This window comes from Streptomyces sp. NPDC031379 (genome assembly GCF_055569615.1).
Genome location: NZ_JBVIIT010000047.1, coordinates 1 through 23,409, shown reverse-complemented (window position 1 = coordinate 23,409; position 23,409 = coordinate 1). Strand labels below are relative to the sequence as shown.

Here is a 23,409-nt window from a genome sequence, read left to right as displayed (position 1 = left end):
TACCCCCTCCCCCCCCCTCCCCCCCCCCCCCCCCCCCCCCCCCCCCCCCCTCCCCCCCCCCCCCCCCCCCCCCCCCCCCCCCCACCCGCCTCGGCCGGCCCACCGGTTCAGTCGACCTGAGCGGTGGCCTGGTCGACGAGGCGCTGCGCGAGTTCGCCCAGCCGGGCGGGGTCGCGCTGGAGTGCCCTGACGCTCAGGAAGTCGATGAGGTCGAAGAACGTGTCGTCGCTCTCGATCTTCCGGTCCAGCAGCATCGCGAGGGACCCGGGCTCGTCGTACGGCAGCGTCCGGGCGGGTTTGCCGTTGGCGGCCGTCGACGGGGTGCCGCCGGAGGGGGCGGCGGCCGTGCGCGGTGGGGCGATCGGCGGGGCGGGCTTCGACGGCACCGGGGCCGACACTGCGGGCGACGCCTCGGGCGCGACCGCTTCCCGACCCGCACCGGCGGTGTCCGCCGACGTCGGCGGCGCCTGGACCGGATCGGCGGAGTCCACCTGGGCCGACGGCGTCCGCACCGGGTCGGCGGTGTCCGCCTGGGGCGGAGGTGCCTGGACCGGTACCGTCGGCGGTTCGTCGCGCACCGTCGGCGCCGCGGCCTCGGTGGCCTGTCCGGCACCGGATCCGGCCGCTTCGCCGTCCTCGGCCGGGCCGGGGTCGGCCGCCGCCGGTTCCGGTTGGCGAGCGGCCTTGCGGACCGCCTTCTCCGCCTCCTTGCGGGCGCGTTCGGCCTTGAGCGCTTCCAGCGCCGCCATCTGCTGCTCGGCCGGCTTGTTCCCGACGGCGCGCAGCAGGTCGATGGGCTCCTGGCCGATCCGCTCCTGGAGTTCGGGGGTGAGGGTGAGCAGCGCCAGCCGCTGCGACACCCAACCCTGGGAGCGGTGCAGCCGCTTGGCCAGAGCCGTCTGGCTGCCGTGGATGGCGAGCAGCCGTTGCAGGGCGCGGGCCTCGTCGAGTTCCGCGAGGTCCTGCCGGTGGATGTTGGCGACCAGCGCGGATTCGAGGAGTTCCTCCGACGTGCTGCCCTGTTCGTCGCTCACCATGACCTTGACGGTGGCCAGGCCGGCCTCGCGGGCGGCGGCGAGGCGGCTGCTGCCGTCGATGACCACGTGGGTGGTGTTCGGCTCGAGGTCGCCCGCACGGTCCGGGTTGGCCGCCAGGTAGGCGTCGCGGTTCATGACCGTGACGGCCTGCTTCTGGCCGTGGGTCTTCAAGCTGCCCGCGAGGTCGGTCAGATCGCCCAGCTGCGAGCGGGGGTTGTCGGGGTTGGGGCTGATCCGGTCGACGGGCAGCTCGCTGGGCGGAGCCACGCCGTCGGTCGGCACACCGGTCGCGGCGGCCACGGCCTGCCGGCGTGCGCTGACGGGCCGGGCGCCGCCGAAACGTCCGGCGCCCAGCTGGTCGGCCTTGCTCATGAGATCTCCCGGGCCAGTGCGCGCATCCCGATGGCCTGCTGCGACTTGGGGGCGTAGGACAGCAGGGGCTGCTTCATGCGGACCGCTTCCTTCTGTTCCTTGAGGTCGCCGATCAACCCCACGACCCTCGGATCCTTTATGTCGACCCAGCCCTGCAGCGAGGAGGTGGCGATGTAACCGCGGCGCGAGTCGTAGAGGTTGACGACGATACCGAGGTAGTCGATGTCGATCTGGAGGTCGTCGCGCAGGTCGTCGATCTGCGTGGTGAGCAGTTCGTAGGCGTCGGCCGAACTGTCCTCGGCCTGCACGACGATGAGCGCACCGGACTGACCGGTCTTCTCGCCGTCGCGGCGCCTGCCGTAGTAGGCGGCGGCGTCCATGCTGAGGCCGAGGCTGGGCGGGCAGTCGACGATGATGACGTCGTAGTCCGACTCCAGCGGGGCGAGCGCCCGCTCCAGCGCGGCCTCGCGGGCCCGTACGGCGGACAGCCGCACGTCCAGGAGGAAGGCGTCGTTGCAGGCGGGCAGCAGGTGCAGACGGTCGCCGAACGTCTCCTCGGCGATGGGCACGACGAGGTCGCGCAGGTCGCCCTTGGGGTCGCCCGCCATGTGGTTGGTGAGGCTGTCACCGTTCATCGGCAGGGGAGCGGCGCCGAGCTGGTTGGTGAGGTGGCACTGGGGGTCGAAGTCCACGAGCAGGACACGCATGCCCAGGCCGGGAAGGTTCTCGATCTCCAGGGGTTCGTCCGCGGCCTCCTCGGCGTCGCCCTGGGTGTCGCTGGCCCGCAGTGCCTTGGCGAGCGCCTTCGCCACGCGCACGGCGTGCAGGGCGTTCTGGGACTCGGCGAGCGCCTCGCCGACGCCGGCCGTGATGGCGGTCTTGCCCACCCCGCCCTTCTGGTTGCAGACGATGATGCGGCGGGTGACGCTGGGACGCTCGACGTCGGGCGCGGGGTTGGAGTCGAGCCACAACGTGACGGACTGGGCGAGCCCCTGGATGAGGGAGACGCTGCGGTCCGCCGCCACCTTCCGGAACGTCTCCCACTGCCCGGGCGGGAGGAAGGTGGAGAAGGAGTCGGCGCCTGCGGTGTCGACGGGTTCGGTGGCCGAGGCGAGCGCACACCAGTCCCTGATGCCCTGTTCGACGGCGGCCTGGATCTCGATGCCGTGCTGGGCGGCTCTGACCTTCAGGTCCTGCCGTAGCCGGCCTGGCAGCTTGGAGACGACCTTGTCGCGGTCGCCGGAGGAGGCTGGAGAACTCATGGGGGTACCTTACTAACGCTGGAGATCGTTTGGGTCGCCGACACGTTAGTTAAGCCGACTGTGGGACAGTCCGCGCCGCCTGCCGCCGCGACCGGGGACGCTGTTCGTGCGTCATGTCCCCGCAGAGGTAACGGATTTCGGCGGGCTCAGGGATCAGGACCGGATCCCGGCCGCCGGATGAAGAGATCACCCGCGAGGGCGCGTACGAGGGCCGGGGCGGAAGCGGCCCGCCGCGCGGAACGGCGGGCCGCGCCCACGAACGGGGAACTGGCGCCGGGTACGGCCGCCCTCACGTCGGCTCAGGAGCCGCTCTCGCGCGACTCCGCCAGTGCCGCCTCGGTCAGGTGCCGGGGTGCGGACTCGGAGTGGGGGTCGACGAGGACCACCGCGCAGGTGGCGCTGTGGCTGAGCGCGGTGGTGAAACTGCCGTCGGCGAACTGGACGAGGGGCCGCGGGGCGAGCGCCCGACGGTGATGGTGCGCGCGTGGACGTCGTCGGCTGCCGGGCCAGGACGCGTGCGGCCGCGGCGTGGTCGCCGACGCTGGAGAGGATCTGCCCGGTGGCGGTGACGCCTTGGGCGGCGAGGCGGTCCAGATGGGCGGTGACGGCGGTGCGGGCCTGCTCGGGGGTCTCGGTGTCGGCGGCCTGCTCCTCGACCACCGCGGTCCGCTGGACGTGGACGACCTCCAACGGGCTGCCGGTGTCCCGGGCGAGCCGGGCGGCGGCGTCGACGACGGCCGGGGCCCGGTCGTGGGCGCCGACGTCAAGATGGTGAGGGAATCCCGCCCACGCCGGGCACCGCTATCAGGGAGTTCGCCCCGAGCACCGCCACTTGGCCCGCTTTGGCCACCTGTCGCTTTGGTGTCAGGCCACTTCATGAGGGGCACACCGCTGGCCGTACGCGCGGATCGGCTCTCATGCTGGTCCTGCGCCCGGACACCCACGCCGGGCAGTCTCCACGCGCAACTACAAGGGGTTGGAACATGTTACGCCGACAGCTCAATGTTCTTCTGGCTGTCCCTTTCGTTGCCCTTGCCGCCCTCGCGGCGTCGTCCGCCGCGGGGCCCGCCGACGAGCCGTTCGGGTACACGACACATGACCAGGTCCTGGTGCTGGAGTGTCCGCCCGTGTCGCCGTGTGACGACAGCTCCTGGGGAGGCTGAACACTCCCCGGGGGCGCCGGTGTCGTCCACCCGCCTCCGGTCGCACAGCTCCCCGGTCCCGTGCACAGGTGTCCGCCGTCCGTGCGGACCGGTCACAGCTGCCCACGGCCGCATCCGACCGGCGGCCAGGCCCCGGCGCCCACGTGACGTTTTCCGCAAGCCGGTCGGCCCGAAGGAGTGGCACATGCAATCGACAGAAATCCATGCCGGAGTCGACACGTACCATGTTGCGCTGTCGGTGGAAACCGAGGTGATCCGTTGGGGATTCAAGGCGCTGCTCGCGCACATCCCTGAGGTGACGCTGGTGAGTGAGGGTGAGCTGCTGGAGGCGGGGGCCGGCGGACCGGGGCACGCCCGGGTCCTCCTCGCCACTCCGCCGCAGTGCCGGAGGCTGGCGACCGCGTTCTTCCCGCAGGAAGAACGTCCCTTCGTCGTGCTCGTCGACGACGATGTCTCCGGCCGGGATGTCGGCCTTCACGGTGACGTGCCGTGCGACGGCGTCATATCGATGGCCGACGCGACCGTCCCGTCCCTGAAGACGGCCCTGGAACGTGTCGTGGCGGGGGAACTCCCCATGCCCGCGAAGCTGGCCCGGCAGTTGCTGGCGGGCGGCGGCCGCAGACAGGGCCCGATGGTGGGCTCGTCGGTTCTGCTCACGGCGCGCGAGAAGGAGACGCTGGACCTGCTCGCCCATGGTTACAGCAACAAGCAGATCGCGAAAGCACTCGCGATCTCCGCGCACGGCGTGAAGCGGCTGGTGGGGGCAGTGATGCTGAAGCTGGGTGCGCCGAACCGGACGACCGCCGTGATCATCGCGATGAACGAAGGGCTGGTGTGAGCAGACCGGCCTGTTCGGCCTGTTCGGCCCCAGCGGCGTGACGGCTGCCGGGGCCGCTCCCCACTCCACCTGCCCACGCCGGTTCGTCGCTGATGTGGCTGTCATCGGCGACGCCCCGCTCACTCGTCGTTCGCCGCAAGCCTCGCGAGGCTTCGGTGATCGGTCTTCCCGTTGGCGGTGACGGGGAGGACGGTGTGCGTGTGCCAGCGGCGCGGCACCATGGCGGAAGGAAGGCGCGCACTCAGATAGGTGTGCAGGTCCTCCACCGTCGGGGCGTTCTCCCGGAGGACCACGTGCCCCACCAGTCCCCGCCCGGTGCCGCCCTCTGCGCCGTCCACCGTGACGACGGCGCAGTCCGCCACCGCTTCGTGCTGCCGCAACGCGGCCTCGATCTCGCCGAGTTCCATGCGGACCCCGGCCACCTTGACCTGGCGGTCCAGCCGGCCGAGGTAACGCACGAGTCCGTCCTCCACGAGCACGCTGTCACCGCTGCGGTACAGACGGCCGGTCGGGGAGGACGGGTCCAGCACGTCGGGGAAGAAGGAGCCCCGGGTGGCCCGGACGTCACCGAGGTAGCCGACTCCGGGCGGCAGCCCGCCGACGAACAGCTCGCCGCTCTCACCTGGTCGCGCGGCACGCCACTCCTGCTCCGTCCCGTCCTCGGCGACCAGCACGTACAGCACGGTGTTGATCACGGGGGAGCCCACCGGCAGCCGCGGTGCGGCAAGGTCGGCCGGCCGCACCGCATGATGGGTCACGTCGTCGGAGGTCTCCGTGAACCCGTAGGCGTTGACCAGCGCGGCGCTCGGCAGCGCGGACAGCAGCCGCCCCGCCAGCTGCGGCGTCAGTTCCTCTCCGGTGGAGACGAGACAGCGCAGGCTCTCGAGCGACGCGTTCTGCCGGACTCCGGCCTCCGCCAGCCATTCCAGGACGGTCGGCACCAGTTCCACGACCGTGACGCGGCGTTCCCGAAGCCGCCTGATCAGGGATCGGGGGAAGGCCATGTCCCGGTCGCCGAACACCGCGATGCACCCGCCGACCAGCAGCGGGGCCGTCATCTGCCAGATGGCGATGTCGAAGGTGAGCGGCGCGGTCAGGGCCACCACGTCCGCCTGCTTCAGGTCCAGGTCCACGATCTTCGCCAGCAGGTGGTTGACCATCCCCTGGTGTTCCATCAGAGCACCCTTGGGGGTGCCGGTGGTACCGGAGGTGAAGAAGGCGTAGCGGGGCTCGGCGGGGTCCTCGCACCGCACCCGCAGCGCTGTCGGCCGCACGGCACCGACGAGGCTCCCCGGCTCCGGCAGCTCCATCAGCGGCACACCGGTGACCTCGGCCGCCTGGGCCGCGGCCTCGGCGAGGCCCCTCGCCGCGGGAAGCCGGTGATAGGAGATCAGCTGACGCGCGCCGCTGCGGCGGATGACATCGGTCATCCGGTCGGACGGCCAGCTCGCGTCCAACGGCACGTAGGTGATGCCGAGGCTCTCCAGTGCCAGGAGCACGACCACCGAGTCCGCACTGCGGGGTCCGCTGGCCGCGACCACGGTGTCCGGACGCACCCCGCCGACCGTCAGCCACGCGCACACGGCCGCCACCCGGCGCGCCAGCTCCCGGTAGGTGAGGTCCCCGGTGGCACCGGTGACCGCCAGGGCGTCGGGGGTGCGCGCAGCCCACCTCGACAGGTGCCCCACGACGGTGTCCGCGACCTCGGCCGGCAGGTCCGGTGGCATGCCGCGACGGCGGCTCAGCTGTACGGCGAGCCGTGCTTCGGCCGGGGAGATCCGCAAGGTGCCGAGCGGAGGAACGAGATCACGCACGCCGGATCCGCTCGTCGCATGAGTTGTCCGGCTCACGATGTCGGGGCGCCTTCCGCTGCGGGACCGGTGGTGCCGGTCAGGGTGTCCAGCTCGCTGAAGAAGCCGTCGATCGGCGTGAGGTCTCCGCTGCGCAGGCATTCCTGGTAGACGTACGAGCCCAGCGCCAGGTCCAGGACGCCGAGACCGAACGGGGAGAACAGCACGGCCCGGTCGGCGGGCGGTTCGACGGCCCCGGTGATCACGTCGTGCAGTGTGCCGTGCACGAAGTCCCGGTTCCCCGTCCGCTGTTCGGTCAGGTGGAGCGAGGTGTTCGCCTTCAGACAGTGCTCGACGTCGTCGACGATGTTCGTCGAGGCGAGCACGACCTCCGGTGACACGTCACGCAACGAGACGTGCAGGACCAGCGGTGCGTGTGCGAACCAGGCGGGGTCGGTGACGTGAGGGGTTCCGGCCGTCGTGGCGAACACGACGACGTCACTGGAGCGGATCAGCTCCTCCGCGCTGGTGGCCACCTCTGTGGCGGCGTCCGTGGCGGCGCGCAGACGTTCCGCGAGGACGCCGGCACGCTGAGCGGAGGTGTCGTACACCTGGATCCGCTCGAACGGCCAGTCGGCGGCCGCCAGGTAGGTGTGGATGTAGCGGGCTATCAGCCCGGTACCGATGAAGCCGACCCTGCCGAGCGAGCGTCGGCTGCGTCCCAGAGCGACGGCGGCGAGAGCCGCCGACGCGGCGGTGCGGCTCGCGCTGATGACGGAACTCTCCAGGCACGCGTACGGGTAGCCGGTGGTCGGGTCGTTGAGTATCAGTACGGCGGAGGCGCGAGGCAGTCCCGCGCGGATGTTCTGCGGAAAGCTGGAGATCCACTTCAGTCCGGCGGTGTTGACGTCACCTCCCACACTGGCGGGGAGGGCGATGATGCGGGAATCCGGCCGATCCGGAAAACGCAGGAAGTAGGAGGGAGGGTTGACCGTGGTGCCCGCCGCGTGTTGCAGATAGGCCGATTCGACCAAGTCGATGACGTGGCGTTCACGCCCGGCCAGCGCCCGCTGCACGGAAATACCTGGTACGACCGCGAAATGCGGTGAATTGCGAGCGTTCACAGCTCGTTCCCCATTCTCTGGCCCTCGGGGCGCAGCGCGCCCTCGCCGATGTGGTCGCTCACCCATGCGTCGTTGTAGATCGTGTCGACATAGCGTTCGCCCATGTCGGGCGCGATCGTCAGGGTCGTGAGCCGTCCGTCCGGATCATTGCGCTCGAGCCAGTCCCTCGCACCGCTCAGCACCGTTCCGCTCGAACCGCCGAGCAGATAGCCGTGCCGGGACAGCATGCGGCACGTCCTGACGGTGTCGGCCTCCGTGACATGCACGACGTCGTCGATCAAGGTCGGGTCGACGAGCGGGGGGCGCTCGCTGGATCCGAGCCCGGGAATGTAGCGAGGAGCCGGCGGCGTCCCGAAGGTGACCGAACCCACGGCGTCCACACCGACGATGCGTACGGACGCGCCGTTGTCCCGGAAATAGCGAGCGCAGCCCATGGCGGTGCCGCCCGTGCCGATCCCCACGAAGAGAACGTCCAGCCCGGGGAGGTGTTTGGCGATCCCCGGCGCTGTCGTCTCGTAATGCGCCTGCCAGTGGGCTTCGTTGGTGTACTGGTTCAGCCAGACACAGCGCGGATCCTCGTCCCGGATTCTGGCCACATAGTCCTTGCGGGCCCGCAGGAACCCACCCGTGGGGTGCATCTCGTCGATGACCACGACCTCCGCGCCGAGCGCGCGCATCATTTTCACGGTCGCTTCGTTGCAGCGTGGGTCCGTCACACAGACGAAGCGCAATCCCTTGCTGGCAGCCACGACGCTCAGCGCGACGCCCAGATTTCCCGACGACGACTCCACCAGGATCGAGTCCCGCTTGATGAGACCGTCGCGTTCGGCCGCCGAGACCATGGATACCGCGGCACGAAGTTTGAGAGAGCCGCCGAAGTTGAAGCCGTCGCACTTCATGTACAGCTTGCGCCGCAGCACGGGATACAGGTCGACATACACGTCGGAGTCGAGAAGTTCATGTGCTGCGAATAGAATGGGCATTCTGACCTACCTCCTGGGCCACAGAACGTGACCGGCCAGCGAGACGCCCCTGCCAGCCGGGGCGGCAATTTCTCAGGTGACGGAGACCGCGGTGTCGCGGAATGCCTGCCACAGCGAGTCGACGGTCGCGAAGGTGGCCTGGTCCAGCGCCTCGTCAGGCAACTCCCTGCCGAATTCCTCCTCCAGCTCGGCCAGCAGGCGAACGGTGCCCAGGGAATCCAGACCGAGGTCCGCCAGCGCGCTGTCGCCGGTCAGGGAACGGTCCTCGACGAAGGGCAGGTGCCGGCGAAGAATTTCCTCGTACTTTTCATACTCCGTTACGGAGCCGGCCGAGCCTTCCGCAGAAGGAGGGGAATGGTCATGCATGCGATATGCCTTCTTCCAGCCGAGTTATGGGAGTGAAATGCCCATGGGTATGAATCTAGCTGTGCGGCGCATCCCGTGAAATCTCCACAAGGCGGTATGCCCGTCACGGTAGGGGCCGTTGCGCACCCCGAAAAGGGACGAAGGGCCTGCCCTTTTGTCGCACAGGGCGCCGCCTTTACGTCCGCGGCCTACGCGTAGGTGATCCTCAGCGCCGTCAATGCCGTGTCGATGTCGGCGAGGGCGGCCTGGTGGTCGGCCGCCTCACCGAGAACGAGTCCGATGTGCCCGCTGGTGCCCCAGCGCCAGTCGATCGGCGCCCCCGCCGCCACGAAGGGCTGGTACCGGCGCACATGGGGGATGGGGGCGACCGCGTCCGGCCCGGCGATCGAGACGAGGCGTGTCGCGTCCTGCGGCGGCTGGACGAAGTAGACGTACGTGACCTGGTCGAGCAGCGCGGGCAGTTCGCCGGCCGGCAGTCCCAGCGCCATGCGCAGGGCGGCGGCGGTCATGTCGTAGCGCCCTCCGGTCGCGCGGCGCAGCAGCTCCGTCATGTAGCCGGGAGGCCGACCGTTGACCTCGATGATCCTCGGGCCCGTGGGCGTCAGCTTCAACTCGGTGTGCACGACGCCGAGGTCGATGCCGAGTGCCTGGATGGCCGCCTCGGCCAGTTGCCGGCACCGTTCCTCCACGTCGGCGGCCACCGTGCTGGGCACGAACAGCCCGCGCTCACGGAAAGGAGAGATGAGCGGGAACTTCCCCGTGACGCACAGGTGGCGGATGCTCGTGCCCTCCACCACCGACTCCACCGAAAGGAAGTCGCCGAAGTCGGGGCCCGCGCAGGTGCTGTCGCCCTCCAGCAGCTCCTCCACGACGAACTCGCGGAAGGTGCCGGGCACCGTCGCGATGCGCTCGGCCTGCTCGGCGCTCCACTGCTCGGCCTGGGCCACGGTGTCGAGGCGCACGGTGTCGACGCTGCCCGCTCCCTGGCGGGGCTTGACCACCACGGGCAGCCCGATCTCCCGCACCACGTCCGGCAGTTCCGCCACGTCGTCGAGGCCGGCCGAGCGCACCACGTCGACGCCGGCTGCCGCCAGGGTCCGCCGCAGCGCCAGCTTGTCACGGCACGCGCCGGCCGCCTCGACCGACAGGAACCGGTATCCCGCCGCGGCGGCGATCTGCGCCGTGCGCACCAACTGGCGGTCGCTGAAGGTGATGATGTGCTCGATGCCCAGGTCGAGCAGAATCCTGGCGGCCTTCGCGGGGTCGGCGCCCGCGAGGTCGACGTGGTCGCCGGGCACGGTGGCGGAGTCCCGGTCCGCCGGGTCCCGGTCCACCACGAAGACCGGTTCGCAGAGCCTCCGGCTCCCCTTGACGACGTCGACCGGGCTTGCGGAACCGCCGTCGTAGAGGACGGCGATCCGGGGCTTGGGATGAGTGGACTGCGGGGACACTGGATATCGCTCCCGAGGGTGGGCGGGGAAGAGGAACGCGGATCGGCGGCCGGGTCAGGCCCGTCTCGACGTCGCGGGGGAGTAGGCCGTGGTGTCCTCGGCGAGAAAGGACCACAGGGCCCTCTCGGTCGCCGACGGCCGCTCCAGCCACGGGTAGTGACCGGCGTCGTCGATCAGCACCCGCCGCACCAGCGGCAGGGCCTCCACCAGACTGTCGGTCACCGCCGGGGGCTGGCTGTCGTGTCCGCCGTGCAGGACCAGCGTCGGTACCCGCAGCGTGGAGCAGGCCGCCGTCAGCTGCTCCTCGGTGAACCGGGCCGTGTCGTCGGACAGCACACGCTCGTACTCGGCGTTGAGCGGGAAGCACGGATCGGTCAGCCGGGCGGCGAGGTCCGGGCCGGCCGCGCGGTCGGCGAACCCGAACGACAGACGCCACACCAGCAGCTGCCGGTCGCGCTCCGGGGACGGGGGCGAGCGCAGCACGCGGTCGATGCGGTCCAGGTAGGGGCCCATGACCGTGCGCATCCGGCGCCAGTCGGTGTCTTTCGGCCGCCCGAGGCCGGTGCCGGACATGTACACCAGGCGGGCCACGTGCTGCGGCCGGAGGAGGGCGTAGCGCAACGCCAGGCCGGCGCCCCAGGAGTGGCCGATCAGGGTGATCCGCTCATGGGCGAAGTGCCGGCGCACCTCGTCGAGGTCCTCCAGGGTCCGCTCCAGGCCGTACGGGCCCGGCCAGGGGGAGCGGCCGCAACCGCGCTGGTCCCAGCGATGGGTGGTGAACGCGGGGGACAGCGCCTGTGCCAGATCGCCGAACATGTCCCACAGGCCCGGTCCGCCGTGCACGAAGACGATCGGCGCTCCCGTCCCCTGGGACTCCGTCCACAGTCGGCATCCGTCGGACGCCGTCACATAGTTGCTCATGCTGCCTCTGGTCGGTGTGCGAATGGGCCCTGCCGCGGGACGCGCCGCTCGGGCGACCCCCGTGACCTCAGGACGGGCTGATGGCGAGTACGGCGTTGTTCCCGCCGAAGCCGAAGGAGTTGCTGAGTGCGAGGGGCACGCGGGCGGAGGTGCTCGTGGTCGGCACATTGATGTGGATGCCGGGGTCCATCACCTGCAGGTTGGCCGTGGGCGGGATGATCCCCCGCTCGACCGTCAGGACGGTGAGGGCGGCTTCCACCGCTCCCGCGGCGCCGAGCATGTGCCCGGTGACCCCCTTGGTCGAGGTGACATGGGGGTGATGAGGGAAGGTGCGCTCCAGCATGGTCGCCTCGGCCTGGTCGTTCTGGCGGGTCGAGGTGCCATGGGCATTGACGTGGGCGACATCGGCCGGTGTCGCGCCGGCATCCCGCAGCGCGGCCTGGACCGCGGCCTGCGCACCCAGCCCTTCGGGATGCGGGGCGGTGATGTGATGGGCGTCGGAGGAGGCACCGTACCCCCTCACCAGGGCCCGCACCGGAGCGTTTCGGGCGCGTGCGTCGGCGAGCCGTTCGAGAACGAGGATCCCCGCTCCCTCCCCCGCGACGAAGCCGTCCCGGTCGGCGTCGAAGGGCCGGGAGGCGGTGGCCGGGTCGTCATGACGCTGGGAGAGGGCCTTCATCTTGGCGAAACCCGACATGTACAGGGGAGCGATCCAGCCCTCGCTGGCGCCGGTGACGGCGATGTCGCATCGGTCGAGGTTCAGCAGGTCGCGGGCCAGGCCGACGGCCGTGGTGCCGGAGGCGCAGGCAGTCGCCGTCACCAGGCTCGGGCCGGTGGCGTTGAACTCCAGGGAGACGATGCCGGCGACCATGTTGAGCAGCTGCTTGGGCAGCAGGAGAGGGGAGACCTGCTCGGGGCCCTTCCGGTGGAACACGTCGTACTGCTCGTGGAAGGTCGTCAGTCCGCCCGCGCCACAGCCGAGGATCACCGCCACCCGCGCACCGTCCCAGGTGAGGGGATCGTGCCCGGCGTTCTGGACGGCCTCCCGGGCGGCGACCACGGCGAGCTGCGTGACCGGGTCCATGCGACGCGCCTTGCGGAATCCCAGCAGCTCCGCGGCGTCGAAATCGGGAACGCGGCTGTAGAGGCGCACGGGGCACCCGTCGAGTTCCGGGTCGACGGCGGCTGTGGACTTTCCGTTGACGACGGCGTCCCAACTGGCGTCGACGCCTGTACCACCGGGGGTGACCAGACCGAGACCGGTGACCGCGACATCCTTGGTAGCCATCAGACGTTCGCACTCCGCTGTTCCATCAGACGGGCGAGATCCCCGATGTCGTTCATGGCGAACAGCTCGGTGTCGCTGATGGAGATGTTCAGGTCCTTCTCCAGGAACATGCACACCTCGACGATGGCCAGCGAGTCGAGTTCGGTGTCCTGCAGAGTTGCCGTGGGCCGAATCACCTCGGGATCGACCCCGAGCCTCGTGACGAGCAGGTTCTTGAGTTCTTCGAACATCGTGAGTCCTTGTCCTTGTGAGGTCGTGAGAGTCCGGCACCCGGTCAGGCGACGGGGAGATCGGGCCAGATCAGCGTGGCCGCCCCCCAGGTCAGACCGCCGCCGAAGGCGGTGAGGAGCACTTTGTGGCCGGCCTTCAGACGATGGGTGTCCGCCGACCGGGACAGCAGAAGGGCGAGCGAGGCGGCCCCCGTGTTCCCCACGTGCTCGATGTTGGAAAGCCGCCGTTCGGGCGGGACGCCCAGTCGGGTGGCCACCGCGTCGAGGATGCGGAGGTTGGCCTGGTGGCCGGCGAATCGGTCGACATCCGCGATGCGCCAGCCGGCCAGCCGCGCGGCCTGGGCGGACGCCTCCGTCATACGAGCGACGGCGTGCCGGTAGGTCACGCTGCCGTCCATCCGGAAGAAGAACTCCTGCGACGACGGCTCCGTGCCGGACGTTCGTTGCCGGGAGCCGCCCGCGGGCACCTCGATCAGGTCGCTGTGCGCGCCGTCGCTGCGCAGCACCGTCGGTCCTATGGCGCCCGGCTCACCGGGGTGGCCGGCGCGCAGCACCACGGCGCCCGCGCCGTCGCCGAAGAGGACGGCGGTGGAGCGGTCGGCGGGATCGATGAGGGTGGAGAAGGCGTCGGCCGTCACCAGGAGCACCCGATCGGCGATACCCGAGGCGATCAGACCCGACGCCGTGGCCAGTCCGTAGAGGAAGCCGGAGCACACGGCGGCGATGTCGAAGGCCGGCACCTCGTGCAGCCCGAGCCGGGCGGCCACGTCGGGCGCGGTGGCCGGGCACGGCTTGTCCGGTGTGGTGGTGGCCAGAACCACGGCGTCGACGTCGCCGGTACCGGCGGACTTCAACGCCTGCTGGCCCGCCTGGACGGCGAGGTCCGACGTCGCCATGCCCGTCGGCACGATGTGCCGGGTGGCGATCCCCGTTCGTCTGCGTATCCATTCGTCGCTGGTGTCCAGTCCACCGGCGATGAGGTCCGCGTTGCTGACTCGGTTCGGCGGCACGTAGGCGCCGATACCGGCGAGCACCGCGGTGCGGTTCGGTGCGGAGTTCATGTCTCGTCCTTGTGGCCGGCGGTGGCGGGCGGTCGCCTTCGGGCACTGCGAGCCGGTGCCGCCGTGGCACACGGGGTGCCGGGTGGCTTCCGCAACCAGCGGCAGCGGTGACGGAGCGCCGCACCCGGACGGTGGGCCGTTGTCGTCCAACAACATGACGCAGCCGCGCCGGGTGTGCCAGCACCGGGAGTGCACCCGAAGAACCTGGACAGATGGTCACGCCCGAAGCGGTTGATTGTCAGGTTTCGCCGGGCGGACCTACGTTGGCAAGGTGGAAGCACGCTGTGATCACGTGGAGGTCTGGAGCATCGACCTGCGCCCCTCGGGCGTCGACACCCGGGAATGCGCGCGGTTGCTGAGCGACGATGAGCGGGGCCGCTGGGAACGCATCGCCGATCCCGAGACGCGTGCGCGCTACGCGGTCGCTCACGGAGCCAAGAGACTGATCGTGGCGGACCGGCTCGAGGTGCCGCCGCACGCGCTGCGATGGCACAGGGGTGTCCATGGGAAACCCCGTCTCGTCGGAGTCGGCGGCGGTCTGCACACCAGCCTGAGTCATTCACACGATGTGGCGTTGCTGGCGATGGCCGGCCGCGAGGTGGGGGTGGACGTCGAGCGGATCCGCACCAGGTGGTGCACGGTCCCTCCGGTCCGGCTCTTCCCTGCGTCGGAGGCCGCGGCCGTCGCCGCCGCGCCGCCGGCGGAACGGGCCGCCCTGTTCGTGCGGTTGTTCACCCGCAAAGAGGCGTGTGTGAAGGCCGCCGGCACCACCCTGCTGCCGCACGGCATCCGGTTGAGGACGGCGGGCCGGGCTCCCCTGGTGGTGACCGGACCCGGCACGCTGCGGTGGCACGTGCGGGACCTCCCCGCCGCCGAGGGGTACGGTGCCGCCGTGGCGCTCACCGGGCACGAGACGTTCGACGTCCGGGTACGGCAGTTCCCGCCCGCCGCACTGAGAGCCCTCAACGGGTCGCAGTGGTGATCCGCCGCATGTACCGCAGGGCGTAGAACGGCACCAGGATGCCTGCGATGTTGGAGTAGGCCACCACCTTGAAGAATCCCCTGGCTCCGCCCAGGGAGTCCGCGAGCAGCGCGCTCGCCAGGACGATGGCACCGAAGTAGACGACGTTGAGCACGAGCGCCCGTACGCCGGCGCCGATCTCCTCCAAAGCGGTCAGTGCCGCCATCACCGGCCCTTGAAGGGCATAGGTGAGCGCGACGGTGCTCAGGTAGGAGCCCGCTGACGCGGACACGTCCGGATCGCCGCTCAGCAGCGCCGCCACCGGGTGGGCCACCAGCCACAGCCCCACGGCGATGAGCCCGTAGACCACGGCCGACACCTCGAGGCCGCCGAGCATCGAGGCCCGTGCGCGGGCTTCCTCGCCGGCTCCCCGCTGCTGGTTGATGATGATCGCGGTCGTCGTCCCGATGACCGCGCCCGGCAGCAGCACGAAGTTCTGCAGCGTCGTGGCCACGGAGAATCCGGCCACCGCGTCAGCACCGAAACGTGTGAGCACACCCAGCACCGCGAAGTTGTACCCGGAGATCACCAGCAAGGACGCGGCCACCGGCAGGCCTATCCGCCGCAACCCGGACAGCGCGTCGCCGATCCTGGCCCCCATCGCGGCCGACGGGCACCACAGCTCGGTGCGTCGCACCATGGTGAGACCCACGCCCAGTCCTACGACCGACGCCACGCCCTGGCCGATGGGGACGGCCGCGACACCGATCTTCAGGCCGAGTCCGAGTACCGCCACACACCCGACCTGCAGAGCCGAGGTGAAGACGCTCAGGACGGTGGCCTGTCGTACGTGACTGTGGCCCCGCAGGCTGGAGGCGCACAGCTCCGGGCCCATGCCCAGGATGCCCACGGCGCTCGTCCAGCGCAGGAACGCGACGAACGAAGGCCGCACCCCCGCCCCGACATCGAGCGCCTCGGCCAGCTGTGGGGCGGTGACGGCGATCACGACGCACAACGCGGCTCCGCACACGCACCACACACGGGCCAGGGCCACGGCGTGCGCCATGGTCTCCTGCGGGCGGCACCTGCCTTTGCTGGTCGCGGCGGCGACCTGGTTGGTGACGCTGAAAGCCACCGTGAGCGCCAGCAGGAGATAGCTGACGGGCTGATACAGGGATCGCACGTACACGGCGTGTCCGCCCATGTGGCCCAGGATCACCACGACGCCGACCTGTGCCAGGAAGTTCGTGGCCTGGGCGGCGAAGAGGGGAAGCGCCATGGTGGCGATGTTCCGGCGTGCCTGGACCTTCTCCGGCCGAACGGTGATGGGCAACGTGGACCTCCCGGGTGGTGGGTGCGGACGTGCCCCCGGACAGCGCCGGCACATGTTTCCCCGCGGACTCCGGCCGAGGGCCGTCCCATGGATTTTCTCGGTCCGGCCGCTCCGGTCCAATATCCGTGGACCGCTCGAAGGGCGTGCCGAAATGCCATGCCAGGACGGGCACTTCGACGGCGTGCGGCGTGAGGTCCCCGGCGCCCGGCACTAGCCGAACGTGCAGGTATTTGGACCGCCCGTCGGCCGCTACCACGCCCCGGAAGCCCTCTCCGATCCTGTAGCGGGCACATATCTATGACACCCGGAGGCATCAGTGACATCCCTAGCCGCGGTATCGGCCTACCTGCCCTCCCACGTGGAGCCCGTGGTCGAGTACCTCAAGGGCTTCGGTCTCAGCGACCGGGAGATCAGGATCTACAAGCAGTACTACGGGTTCGGAGAGGTCCGCTCCGATCCCGATCTCGGCATGTCCGGTCAACTGATCGCCGCGGGACGGTCGTTGCCGGAACTGCAGGGCCGCGAGCACCTGGTCCGCTACATCGTGCAGGCGAGGACCGTTCCGGTGGTCGCGCCCTATCCGATCAACCCGCTGCACGAGGCACGGGACGCCCTGGGGCTGTCGCACGCGCAGGCGTTCGCATTCAACCAGCAGGCGTGCGCGTCCGTGCTGATGTGCGTGGAACTCGCCGGCCGACTGCTCGCCGAGGACGGCGACCCGGACGCCCTGGCACTGGTCTTCGTGGGAGAGAAGACGTTCACCGACGACGCTCAGGTCCTCGGTGTCACCGCGGTGATGGGCGAGGGAGTGGCGGCGATCCTCGTGCGCGCCGGGGAAGGCCGGGACAGGATGCTCGGCTTCGCCTCCCGCACCTACGGCCAGTACTTCCGCGGTGCGCGGATGACCCCGGAGGACCACGAGGAGTGGGGGACCCACTACACCTCCGCGTTGACCGAGGTGATCGAGGCGGCGCTGGACCGGGCCGGGCTGGACATCAACGAGATCGACTTCATCCTGCCCCACCACGTCAACCGGCTCTCCTGGCTGAAGGTGCTGGCGGCCCTCGGTCTGAAGGACCGCGAGCGGCTCTTCACGGAGAACCTCTCCAGGGTGGGGCACTGCTTCGGCGCGGATCCCTTCATCAACTACCACACGCTCCGGGCGGACGGCCGGCTGCAGCCGGGCCAGCGCTACCTGATGACCGCAGTAGGACTGGGCGCCACGTTCTCCGCCATGGTCCTCGAGCACTGACCGAAAGGAACACAGACGTGTACATCGGACCGAAGCCGGACGACGAACGAACCGGACTGCGTCTCGCCCGCGTGGACCACCTGACGTTCGACAAGCGCGGCTCCTTCGACGAAGTCGATCACCACTACTTCAAGGACCTGTGGGAGCTTTACGGTTTCACCTGGGACGACTCGTACTTCGACGGAGGACGTGTCTCGTTCCTGGACATGATGAACGCCGTGGCGGAGCGGCTGGGTCCGCTGGCCGAAGGCCTCGACGTGGCGGTGCTCGCCAATTCCGTCCCCGACTCCCAGACGACCTTCGCGCTTCCCTACTTCGAGCACAAGGTGGGTGGCATCGGCACGGTCTTCGCGGTTTCCGACCAGGGCGCCGCCGCACCGTTCACCGGCCTTCGCCTGGCGTCCTCCACCCTTCCCCCCGGCGCCGGGGGACGGAGCCTGATCCTCATCATGGACCAGACGGCCGTACTGTCCGGGCCGCCGGTCCCACCGGACCTGAGGCCCACGAAGGACACGGCCGTGACGTTGCTCCTGGAGCGTGATGGCCGGCTCGGCGTCCCGCAGATCCGACAGCGGGTCTGCACCTTCGCGAGCGAGGTCGTCGACTGCTTCCGTGAGGCCGCCGAGGGCGCCGATGGTGACTCCCTCACCGTTGTCTGCCGGGCGGACGTAGCACCCTACTGGGCCAAGACGGGGGTGCAGGCGCAGGTTCTCCAGGCCCCCGAGGGCCAGCCGTGCACCGGCCTGTGGGCCACGCTCGCCGGCCTCTACGAGCAGCCTGCGGCGCACGGCCGGAGCATCCTCCTGGCCGACTACGACGAGCGCCTCGGCTATGCGAGCACCTGTGTCCTGACCACCGGGGGACCGCAGTGACGAACCAGGTCCGCGATGCCGCGAACGCCGGCGGGGACGTGGACGCGTTCGGCTACGGCGACTGGGCGGCGGACGACGCCGGGCACCACGGGGCCGACAGCGGTCCGATCCAGGACCTCGCCGCCTTCCACGACCGCCTGGCCGGTACCGGTGCCGCAGTGTGCGGACCGGGCGGACAGGCGCTGATACCGGCTCACCTGCTCGACTCGATCGGTCATCTGCGGACCGGGACCGGACGGGTGGTGCCGAAGAGCGGCATCCGGACGATCGACATCCTGCCCGTCCTGGACGACGTGGCCGTGCTCCGTCTGCGCGAGGCACCGCAGGCGGGCGCCGAGGCCGATGCGCGCAGCGTGGTCGAGCTGGCCAGGCTGCGCCATGCCTGGTCGTGCCGCCTCTTCACATCGGTCGTCGCGCATCTGGCCGGCCGGAGCAACAGCAGCGGGCGGCTCCTGGACCAGCAGTTGGTGAAGGGCTCGCTGGCCGATGCCGCCATCGGGCAGTGGGAGACGGAAGCGGCCCTCGCCGAGGCCCCGGCCGACTTCCACGACCTCAAGGCGCTGCACGGCAGGATCACCGACACCGACCGCATTCTCCTGAGGCTGCTCGGTGCCCACGGCTTCACCGTGGCAAGCCCGGGACGTACGGCACACCTTTCGGAACTGCTTGCCGACACGTACATCGGAAGGGCTGATCATGAGTGAACTGGACGGCCGCCTGGAAGCGCTGCGAGGACTGGGCCGTGAGTTCGCCGATACGATCCGCCCGCACGCGCTGGACCTCGACAGGGATCCCTCGCTGATCTACAAGTGCGTCGACTCCGATTTCACGTGGCGGATGACCTTCCTGCACACTCCGCCCGCCTACCGGCCCGGGCCGCTCGTCGCCGGAAAGCACCGCTTCCATCTCGAGACGACGCTGGAGAAGGTCGTCTTCCTGATGGAGGTGGCACAGGGAGACCTCGGCTTCCTGCTGGGTGCTCCCGGAGCCTCGCTCTCCGGTCCCATCGTCGCCGCGCTGGGCGACGACCGTCAGCAGGAGTGGTTCTTCGGCCGGTTGGCCGCCGAGCCGACCTGGACCTTCTTCGCGCTCACCGAGCCGCGTGGCGGCTCCGACACCCGTGGCATGGCGACACGCCTCACCCCCGACCCGGAGCGGGGCGGATACGTGCTCGACGGGGTGAAGCGGTACATCGGCAACGGTGCACGGGCCCAGCTCGGCGTGACGTTCGCCATGCGCGGCCGTGGCCCGCTCGCGGCGACCCCCGTCCTGATCGACACCTCCGAACCCGGATTCGACGCCGTCGCCGTTCCCACCCTCGGGCTGCGCGCCGCCGAACTGAGCCAGCTCACCTTCGACGGGCTGCACGTCCCACGCGAACGGCTGCTCGGCGTCCACCTCTCGGGAACCCGGGGCGGCATGTGGGGGTGGCTCCGGTCCTTCAACCTGTTCCGTCCCCTCGTGGCCGGCTACGGCGTGGCCATGGCCCAGGCCGCACACGACTACGTGGTCGAACACCGAAAGGGACTGGGAGCGGTCCGCAGCGACGGACTGGAGTGCCTGCGACGGGAGATCGCGTCGGTACGGAGGCTGACTCTGCGCGCCGCCGAGGCGGTCGACCGGGATCCGCTCCGCGGTGAACCGGGCTCCGCGGCGAAGACCCGAGCCGCGGCACTGGCCGAACGCGCGACGCGGTACGCGGCCGACTGCTTCGGCCCAGGAGGGCTGCTGGACCATCCCTACCTGGAGAAGCTCGTCCGGGACGCCCGCTCCATCGAGTTCATGGAGGGCACCGGCAACGTCCAGCGCATGAACGTCGTAGGCGGCATGCTTCGCGGCAGTGCGCAGCATGAATGAGGCGAACAGGCCCGAAAATTCCCGGAGTAGAAAAAACTCCATGCCCGAACCGGCCGATTGCCATACTGGAATCGAGAGCCCTATCGTCCTGATTATGCGTGATAGAGAGCCTGCATTTCTCGCCCGTCTGCGCAAAGCACTCGGAGTGGCGCCCACCGCGCCGCTGGTATTTCTCGGGAATTTCGAGGTCGAACGCCAGTGGGGAGAAAACGAACTTGGTCTGCCCACTTTCAACTCCAAGTCCTCCGACGTACTCGTCAACCGGATGGACGAGTTCGCGCTGACCCTGGCCGGGCCCGACGACGTCGTGATTCTCAAGCAGCGGCCGGATCCCGACTACGTCGGCTACCTGGAATCGCTCGGCCGGCGGTCCCCCCGTGTCCTGACCCCGGCTGTCAGCGATCCGGGTCGGGATGTCACCGCGGACGCCCTCGCCGACCGCGAGCTGCTGGCGGAGCTGGCCGGCCTGCGGGACCAGGGCGCGGTGATCATCGCCCATGGGGTGTCCGCCCGTGAGGAGCGGCTGGCCGAGCTGACCGGACTCCCGTTGGGAGCCCCCTCCGCGGCGGTGTGCAAGGCCGTCAACAGCAAGATCTACAGCAGGATGCTGGCCGACCGTCTCCAGCTGCGCCAGCCCGCCGGCCAGTGGTGCGACAGTCTGGACCGCTGGCGGGAGGCGGCGGAGTGGGCGCGGGCCGTCCTGCGCGGCGGCGGCAAGGTCGCTGTCAAGGACGCCTACGGAGTCTCGGGCAAGGGCATCCTCCAGATCGCCGAGGAGGCCAGGCTGGACCAGCTCAGCCGGATGTTCGCCGGCCGGAGCGAGCGGCGTTCGGACGACGGTCTCAGCGTGGTCGTCGAGGAATGGGTGCCGAAGAGCGCCGACCTCAACTACCAGTTCACCGTCGGCCGCGACGGCTCCACACGGCTCGACTTCGTCAAGGAGGCCCTCACCGAGAAGGGCGTCCACAAGGGACATCTCGTACCCGCGCGCATCTCCGAGACGGATCACAAGGAGATCGACTCCGTCGCCCAGCGCGTCGGGGAGGCGCTGGCGGCCGACGGGTACTTCGGTGTGGTGGGGATCGACGCGATGGTCGACCCCGAGGGGGGCCTGTACCCGCTCACCGAGATCAACGCGCGCAACAACATGTCCACCTACCAGGAGTCCCTCCTGGAATCGCTGGCCCCGGCGGGCGGAACCGCCCTGGCCCGGCACTACGACGTCGTCCTGCGCCGTCCCCTGCCCTTCGCCGAACTGCGGACCGTGCTCGGCGACCTGCTGCTCCGTCCGGACAGCGGCGCGGGTCTCCTCGTGAACAACTTCGCGACGGTCGGCTCCGGGCTCAGCGCGGCGGGCTCCGGGCGACTGTACGGAATCATGCTCGGCTCCGATCTGGATCAGGTGAATACGTTGGACAACCAGGTGACTGAGACCTTGGCCCACTGGCAGGAGGGCGAATCAGCGTGAACGGCAGTTCACCCGACGTCGGAACGTTCCAGGGAATCACCGCGGAGGCACTGGCCGATCGGTTCGGCACTCCGTTGTACGTCTACGACGCCGAAACGCTGGCGGACCAGTTCCACGGTCTGCGGTCGGTACTGGACGAATCGGTCGAGATCTTTTTCTCGATGAAGTCCAATCCGAACATCGGCGTCTGCCAGGTGCTGCATCGGCTCGGAGCCGGCGCGGAGGTGTCGTCACTCGCGGAGCTGACCACCGCCAGGCTGGCCGGAGTCCCCGCCGACCGCATCATCTTCCTCGGCCCCGCCAAGAGCGAGGAGGAACTGGCGGCCTGTGCCCGAGGGGAAGTGGGACTCCTGATCGCGGAGTCCCTGGTGGAACTCGACCGGTACGACGCCCTGGTCGAGGCGGAGGGCACGGCCCCCGCGCAGGTGCTGCTGCGGGTGAACCCCGAGTTCTCCATCAAGGGGGCCGGCCTGACGATGGGCGGCAAACCCCGTCAGTTCGGCATCGACGAAGCGGAACTGATGGCCTGTGGGCCGGTGGACGGGCGGTGGCCTCACCTCAGGATCGTCGGTATCCAGGCGTACATGGGCACACGTATCCTGGACGAGTCGGTGATCAGCACCAACACCGAGCGCATCCTCGAACTCGCCGAGCGGGTGACCGAGCGACTCGGCTGCCCCATGGAGATCGTCGACGTCGGCGGGGGCCTCGGCATCGCCTACTTCGAGGGCGAGCGAGACCTGGAGACGAAGGTGCTCGCCGAGGAGATCAACGCGATCGTACGGGCGTTCCGCAGCCGCCACCCCGACACCCGGGTGCTGATGGAACTCGGCCGGTACCTCACGGCGACAGCCGGTACTTACATCGTCAAGGTCAGGTACGTCAAGGAGTCCTTCGGGGAGCCCTTCGCCGTGGCGGACGGAGGGACCAACCACCACATGGCGGCCGTCGGCACGGGCTCCTTCGTCCGGCGGAACTTCCCCGTGGCACTGCTGAACCGCACTGCGGACGTCGACGACCGCAAGTGGAACGTCTCCGGTCCCCTGTGCACGCCCAATGACCTGCTGGTCAAGAAGGCGGAACTGCCGCGGCTGGAGCCGGGTGACCTCATCGGTATCACCAGGTCCGGCGCCTACGGCCCGTCAGCGTCTCCCGGACTCTTCCTGAGTCACGGATACCCCGCCGAAGTCATGGTGCTGGATGGGTCCGCCCATCTGGTGCGGCGGCGGGACACGGTCGAGGACCTGCTCGACAAGCAAATAGCCATGGACATCAACTAGGGAGTTGTGATGGTTGAGGAAAAGGACGTCATCAAGGTGCTCGAGCAGGTCCTCGGCAAGGATCTGCCCGAAGCCGGCAACCAGACCAGGCTGTTCGAGGACCTCAGCCTCGACTCGACAGCCGCCCTCGAGGTGCTGATGGCGATAGAGGAGAGCCTGGGAGTCGCCTTCGACCCCGAATCCCTCGAGCCGGAACACCTGAACACCGTGGGCCATCTCACGGCGTTCATCCGGTCCCAGAACTGACCCGATGCCCCGTCTCGCAGGCGCCCCGGCCTGCGAGACGGCGGCGGGGCCCGGTGACTCACCCGTCCTGGAGAACGCCCCTGGGGCGACCTCCGGCTAGGAGCCGACTGAATGACCGGCCAGACGGCCTTTCCTCCGTCCGTCCCGCACGCCCCCGGCGCCGGGATGAACACTGCAGGTCACTCGGAAGCAATGGCGCGCCGGGGCCTGGAACTCACCCCGTTCCGCGGCCTTCGTTACGACCCCGACCGGGT

21 protein-coding genes and 1 pseudogene are annotated in these 23,409 nt (G+C 69.8%); 9 read left to right on the top strand and 13 right to left on the bottom strand.

The window, feature by feature from the left end; translation table 11 throughout:
• Positions 1 to 107 precede the first annotated feature (107 nt).
• The 3 genes and pseudogenes from ACZ5CW_RS40165 to ACZ5CW_RS40155 form a co-directional block, all read right to left on the bottom strand.
• A complete protein-coding gene (locus tag ACZ5CW_RS40165) occupies positions 108 to 1,409 on the bottom strand; it encodes a ParB/RepB/Spo0J family partition protein (RefSeq protein ID WP_468610609.1) in 1,302 nt (433 codons plus the stop codon).
• Positions 1,406 to 2,671, bottom strand: a complete 1,266-nt coding sequence (locus ACZ5CW_RS40160) for a ParA family protein (RefSeq protein WP_468610607.1) — start codon at positions 2,669 to 2,671, stop codon at positions 1,406 to 1,408. The genes ACZ5CW_RS40165 and ACZ5CW_RS40160 overlap by 4 nt, the downstream gene beginning before the upstream one ends.
• Positions 2,672 to 2,970: 299 nt before the next feature.
• Positions 2,971 to 3,433 (bottom strand): annotated as a pseudogene (locus tag ACZ5CW_RS40155) (universal stress protein); the annotation flags it as partial.
• Between the two features lie 585 nt (positions 3,434 to 4,018).
• On the opposite strand from ACZ5CW_RS40155, the gene ACZ5CW_RS40150 reads away from it, so the two are divergent.
• The gene (locus ACZ5CW_RS40150; RefSeq protein ID WP_468610605.1) at positions 4,019 to 4,672 is read left to right on the top strand and encodes a helix-turn-helix transcriptional regulator; all 654 of its coding nucleotides are present in this window, start codon (positions 4,019 to 4,021) and stop codon (positions 4,670 to 4,672) included.
• A gap of 119 nt (positions 4,673 to 4,791) precedes the next feature.
• On the opposite strand, the gene ACZ5CW_RS40145 is transcribed toward ACZ5CW_RS40150, so the two are convergent.
• The 9 genes from ACZ5CW_RS40145 to ACZ5CW_RS40105 all read right to left on the bottom strand — a co-directional run bounded on the left by ACZ5CW_RS40145 (position 4,792) and on the right by ACZ5CW_RS40105 (position 13,886).
• The gene (locus ACZ5CW_RS40145) at positions 4,792 to 6,486 is read right to left on the bottom strand and encodes an amino acid adenylation domain-containing protein (RefSeq protein WP_468610602.1); all 1,695 of its coding nucleotides are present in this window, start codon (positions 6,484 to 6,486) and stop codon (positions 4,792 to 4,794) included.
• A gap of 32 nt (positions 6,487 to 6,518) precedes the next feature.
• Positions 6,519 to 7,586 (bottom strand): 2,3-diaminopropionate biosynthesis protein SbnB, encoded by a 1,068-nt coding sequence (gene sbnB / locus ACZ5CW_RS40140; protein ID WP_468610600.1) that lies wholly within the window; start codon positions 7,584 to 7,586, stop codon positions 6,519 to 6,521.
• Positions 7,583 to 8,569 carry a 2,3-diaminopropionate biosynthesis protein SbnA gene (gene sbnA, locus ACZ5CW_RS40135; RefSeq protein WP_468610598.1) on the bottom strand — a complete coding sequence of 329 codons (987 nt, stop codon included), beginning with the start codon at positions 8,567 to 8,569 and terminating at the stop codon, positions 7,583 to 7,585. Before sbnA ends, sbnB begins: the two co-directional genes overlap by 4 nt.
• 72 nt (positions 8,570 to 8,641) lie before the next feature.
• Positions 8,642 to 8,935 carry a phosphopantetheine-binding protein gene (locus ACZ5CW_RS40130; protein ID WP_468610596.1) on the bottom strand — a complete coding sequence of 98 codons (294 nt, stop codon included), beginning with the start codon at positions 8,933 to 8,935 and terminating at the stop codon, positions 8,642 to 8,644.
• Between the two features lie 188 nt (positions 8,936 to 9,123).
• Positions 9,124 to 10,386, bottom strand: a complete 1,263-nt coding sequence (locus tag ACZ5CW_RS40125; RefSeq protein WP_468610594.1) for an ATP-grasp domain-containing protein — start codon at positions 10,384 to 10,386, stop codon at positions 9,124 to 9,126.
• 54 nt (positions 10,387 to 10,440) lie between these two features.
• Positions 10,441 to 11,307, bottom strand: coding sequence for an alpha/beta fold hydrolase (locus ACZ5CW_RS40120; RefSeq protein ID WP_468610592.1), 867 nt, complete (start codon positions 11,305 to 11,307; stop codon positions 10,441 to 10,443).
• Between the two features lie 67 nt (positions 11,308 to 11,374).
• Positions 11,375 to 12,595, bottom strand: coding sequence for a beta-ketoacyl-[acyl-carrier-protein] synthase family protein (locus ACZ5CW_RS40115; RefSeq protein WP_468610590.1), 1,221 nt, complete (start codon positions 12,593 to 12,595; stop codon positions 11,375 to 11,377).
• Entirely contained in the window at positions 12,595 to 12,825 is a 231-nt protein-coding gene (locus tag ACZ5CW_RS40110; protein ID WP_468610588.1) for an acyl carrier protein, read from the bottom strand. The genes ACZ5CW_RS40115 and ACZ5CW_RS40110 overlap by 1 nt, the downstream gene beginning before the upstream one ends.
• Before the next feature lie 44 nt (positions 12,826 to 12,869).
• Positions 12,870 to 13,886, bottom strand: a complete 1,017-nt coding sequence (locus tag ACZ5CW_RS40105; protein ID WP_468610586.1) for a beta-ketoacyl-ACP synthase III — start codon at positions 13,884 to 13,886, stop codon at positions 12,870 to 12,872.
• Between the two features lie 271 nt (positions 13,887 to 14,157).
• Between ACZ5CW_RS40105 and ACZ5CW_RS40100 the strand changes: the two genes are divergently transcribed.
• Positions 14,158 to 14,868, top strand: coding sequence for a 4'-phosphopantetheinyl transferase family protein (locus ACZ5CW_RS40100; protein ID WP_468610584.1), 711 nt, complete (start codon positions 14,158 to 14,160; stop codon positions 14,866 to 14,868).
• Here the strand turns inward: ACZ5CW_RS40100 and ACZ5CW_RS40095 are convergent.
• Complete coding sequence (locus ACZ5CW_RS40095; RefSeq protein WP_468610582.1) at positions 14,849 to 16,180, bottom strand: MATE family efflux transporter; 1,332 nt, start codon at positions 16,178 to 16,180, stop codon at positions 14,849 to 14,851. The two genes, ACZ5CW_RS40100 and ACZ5CW_RS40095, sit on opposite strands and share 20 nt — an antisense overlap.
• A 316-nt stretch (positions 16,181 to 16,496) precedes the next feature.
• Here ACZ5CW_RS40095 and ACZ5CW_RS40090 point away from each other — a divergent pair, with 316 nt between their 5' ends.
• The 7 genes from ACZ5CW_RS40090 (at position 16,497) to ACZ5CW_RS40060 (ending at position 23,155) form a co-directional block, all read left to right on the top strand.
• Positions 16,497 to 17,432: a 3-oxoacyl-[acyl-carrier-protein] synthase III C-terminal domain-containing protein gene (locus ACZ5CW_RS40090; protein ID WP_468610580.1), complete on the top strand. Its 936-nt coding sequence runs from the start codon at positions 16,497 to 16,499 to the stop codon at positions 17,430 to 17,432.
• Positions 17,433 to 17,449: 17 nt separating this feature from the next.
• Positions 17,450 to 18,304 (top strand): hypothetical protein, encoded by an 855-nt coding sequence (locus ACZ5CW_RS40085; RefSeq protein ID WP_468610578.1) that lies wholly within the window; start codon positions 17,450 to 17,452, stop codon positions 18,302 to 18,304.
• Positions 18,301 to 19,008: a hypothetical protein gene (locus tag ACZ5CW_RS40080; protein ID WP_468610576.1), complete on the top strand. Its 708-nt coding sequence runs from the start codon at positions 18,301 to 18,303 to the stop codon at positions 19,006 to 19,008. Before ACZ5CW_RS40085 ends, ACZ5CW_RS40080 begins: the two co-directional genes overlap by 4 nt.
• Positions 19,001 to 20,161 (top strand): acyl-CoA dehydrogenase family protein, encoded by a 1,161-nt coding sequence (locus tag ACZ5CW_RS40075; protein WP_468610574.1) that lies wholly within the window; start codon positions 19,001 to 19,003, stop codon positions 20,159 to 20,161. The genes ACZ5CW_RS40080 and ACZ5CW_RS40075 overlap by 8 nt, the downstream gene beginning before the upstream one ends.
• Before the next feature lie 94 nt (positions 20,162 to 20,255).
• Positions 20,256 to 21,629, top strand: coding sequence for a preATP grasp domain-containing protein (locus ACZ5CW_RS40070; RefSeq protein ID WP_468610572.1), 1,374 nt, complete (start codon positions 20,256 to 20,258; stop codon positions 21,627 to 21,629).
• Positions 21,626 to 22,909, top strand: a complete 1,284-nt coding sequence (locus ACZ5CW_RS40065; protein WP_468610570.1) for a type III PLP-dependent enzyme — start codon at positions 21,626 to 21,628, stop codon at positions 22,907 to 22,909. The genes ACZ5CW_RS40070 and ACZ5CW_RS40065 overlap by 4 nt, the downstream gene beginning before the upstream one ends.
• A 9-nt stretch (positions 22,910 to 22,918) precedes the next feature.
• Positions 22,919 to 23,155: an acyl carrier protein gene (locus ACZ5CW_RS40060; RefSeq protein WP_468610568.1), complete on the top strand. Its 237-nt coding sequence runs from the start codon at positions 22,919 to 22,921 to the stop codon at positions 23,153 to 23,155.
• Positions 23,156 to 23,409: the final 254 nt, after the last annotated feature.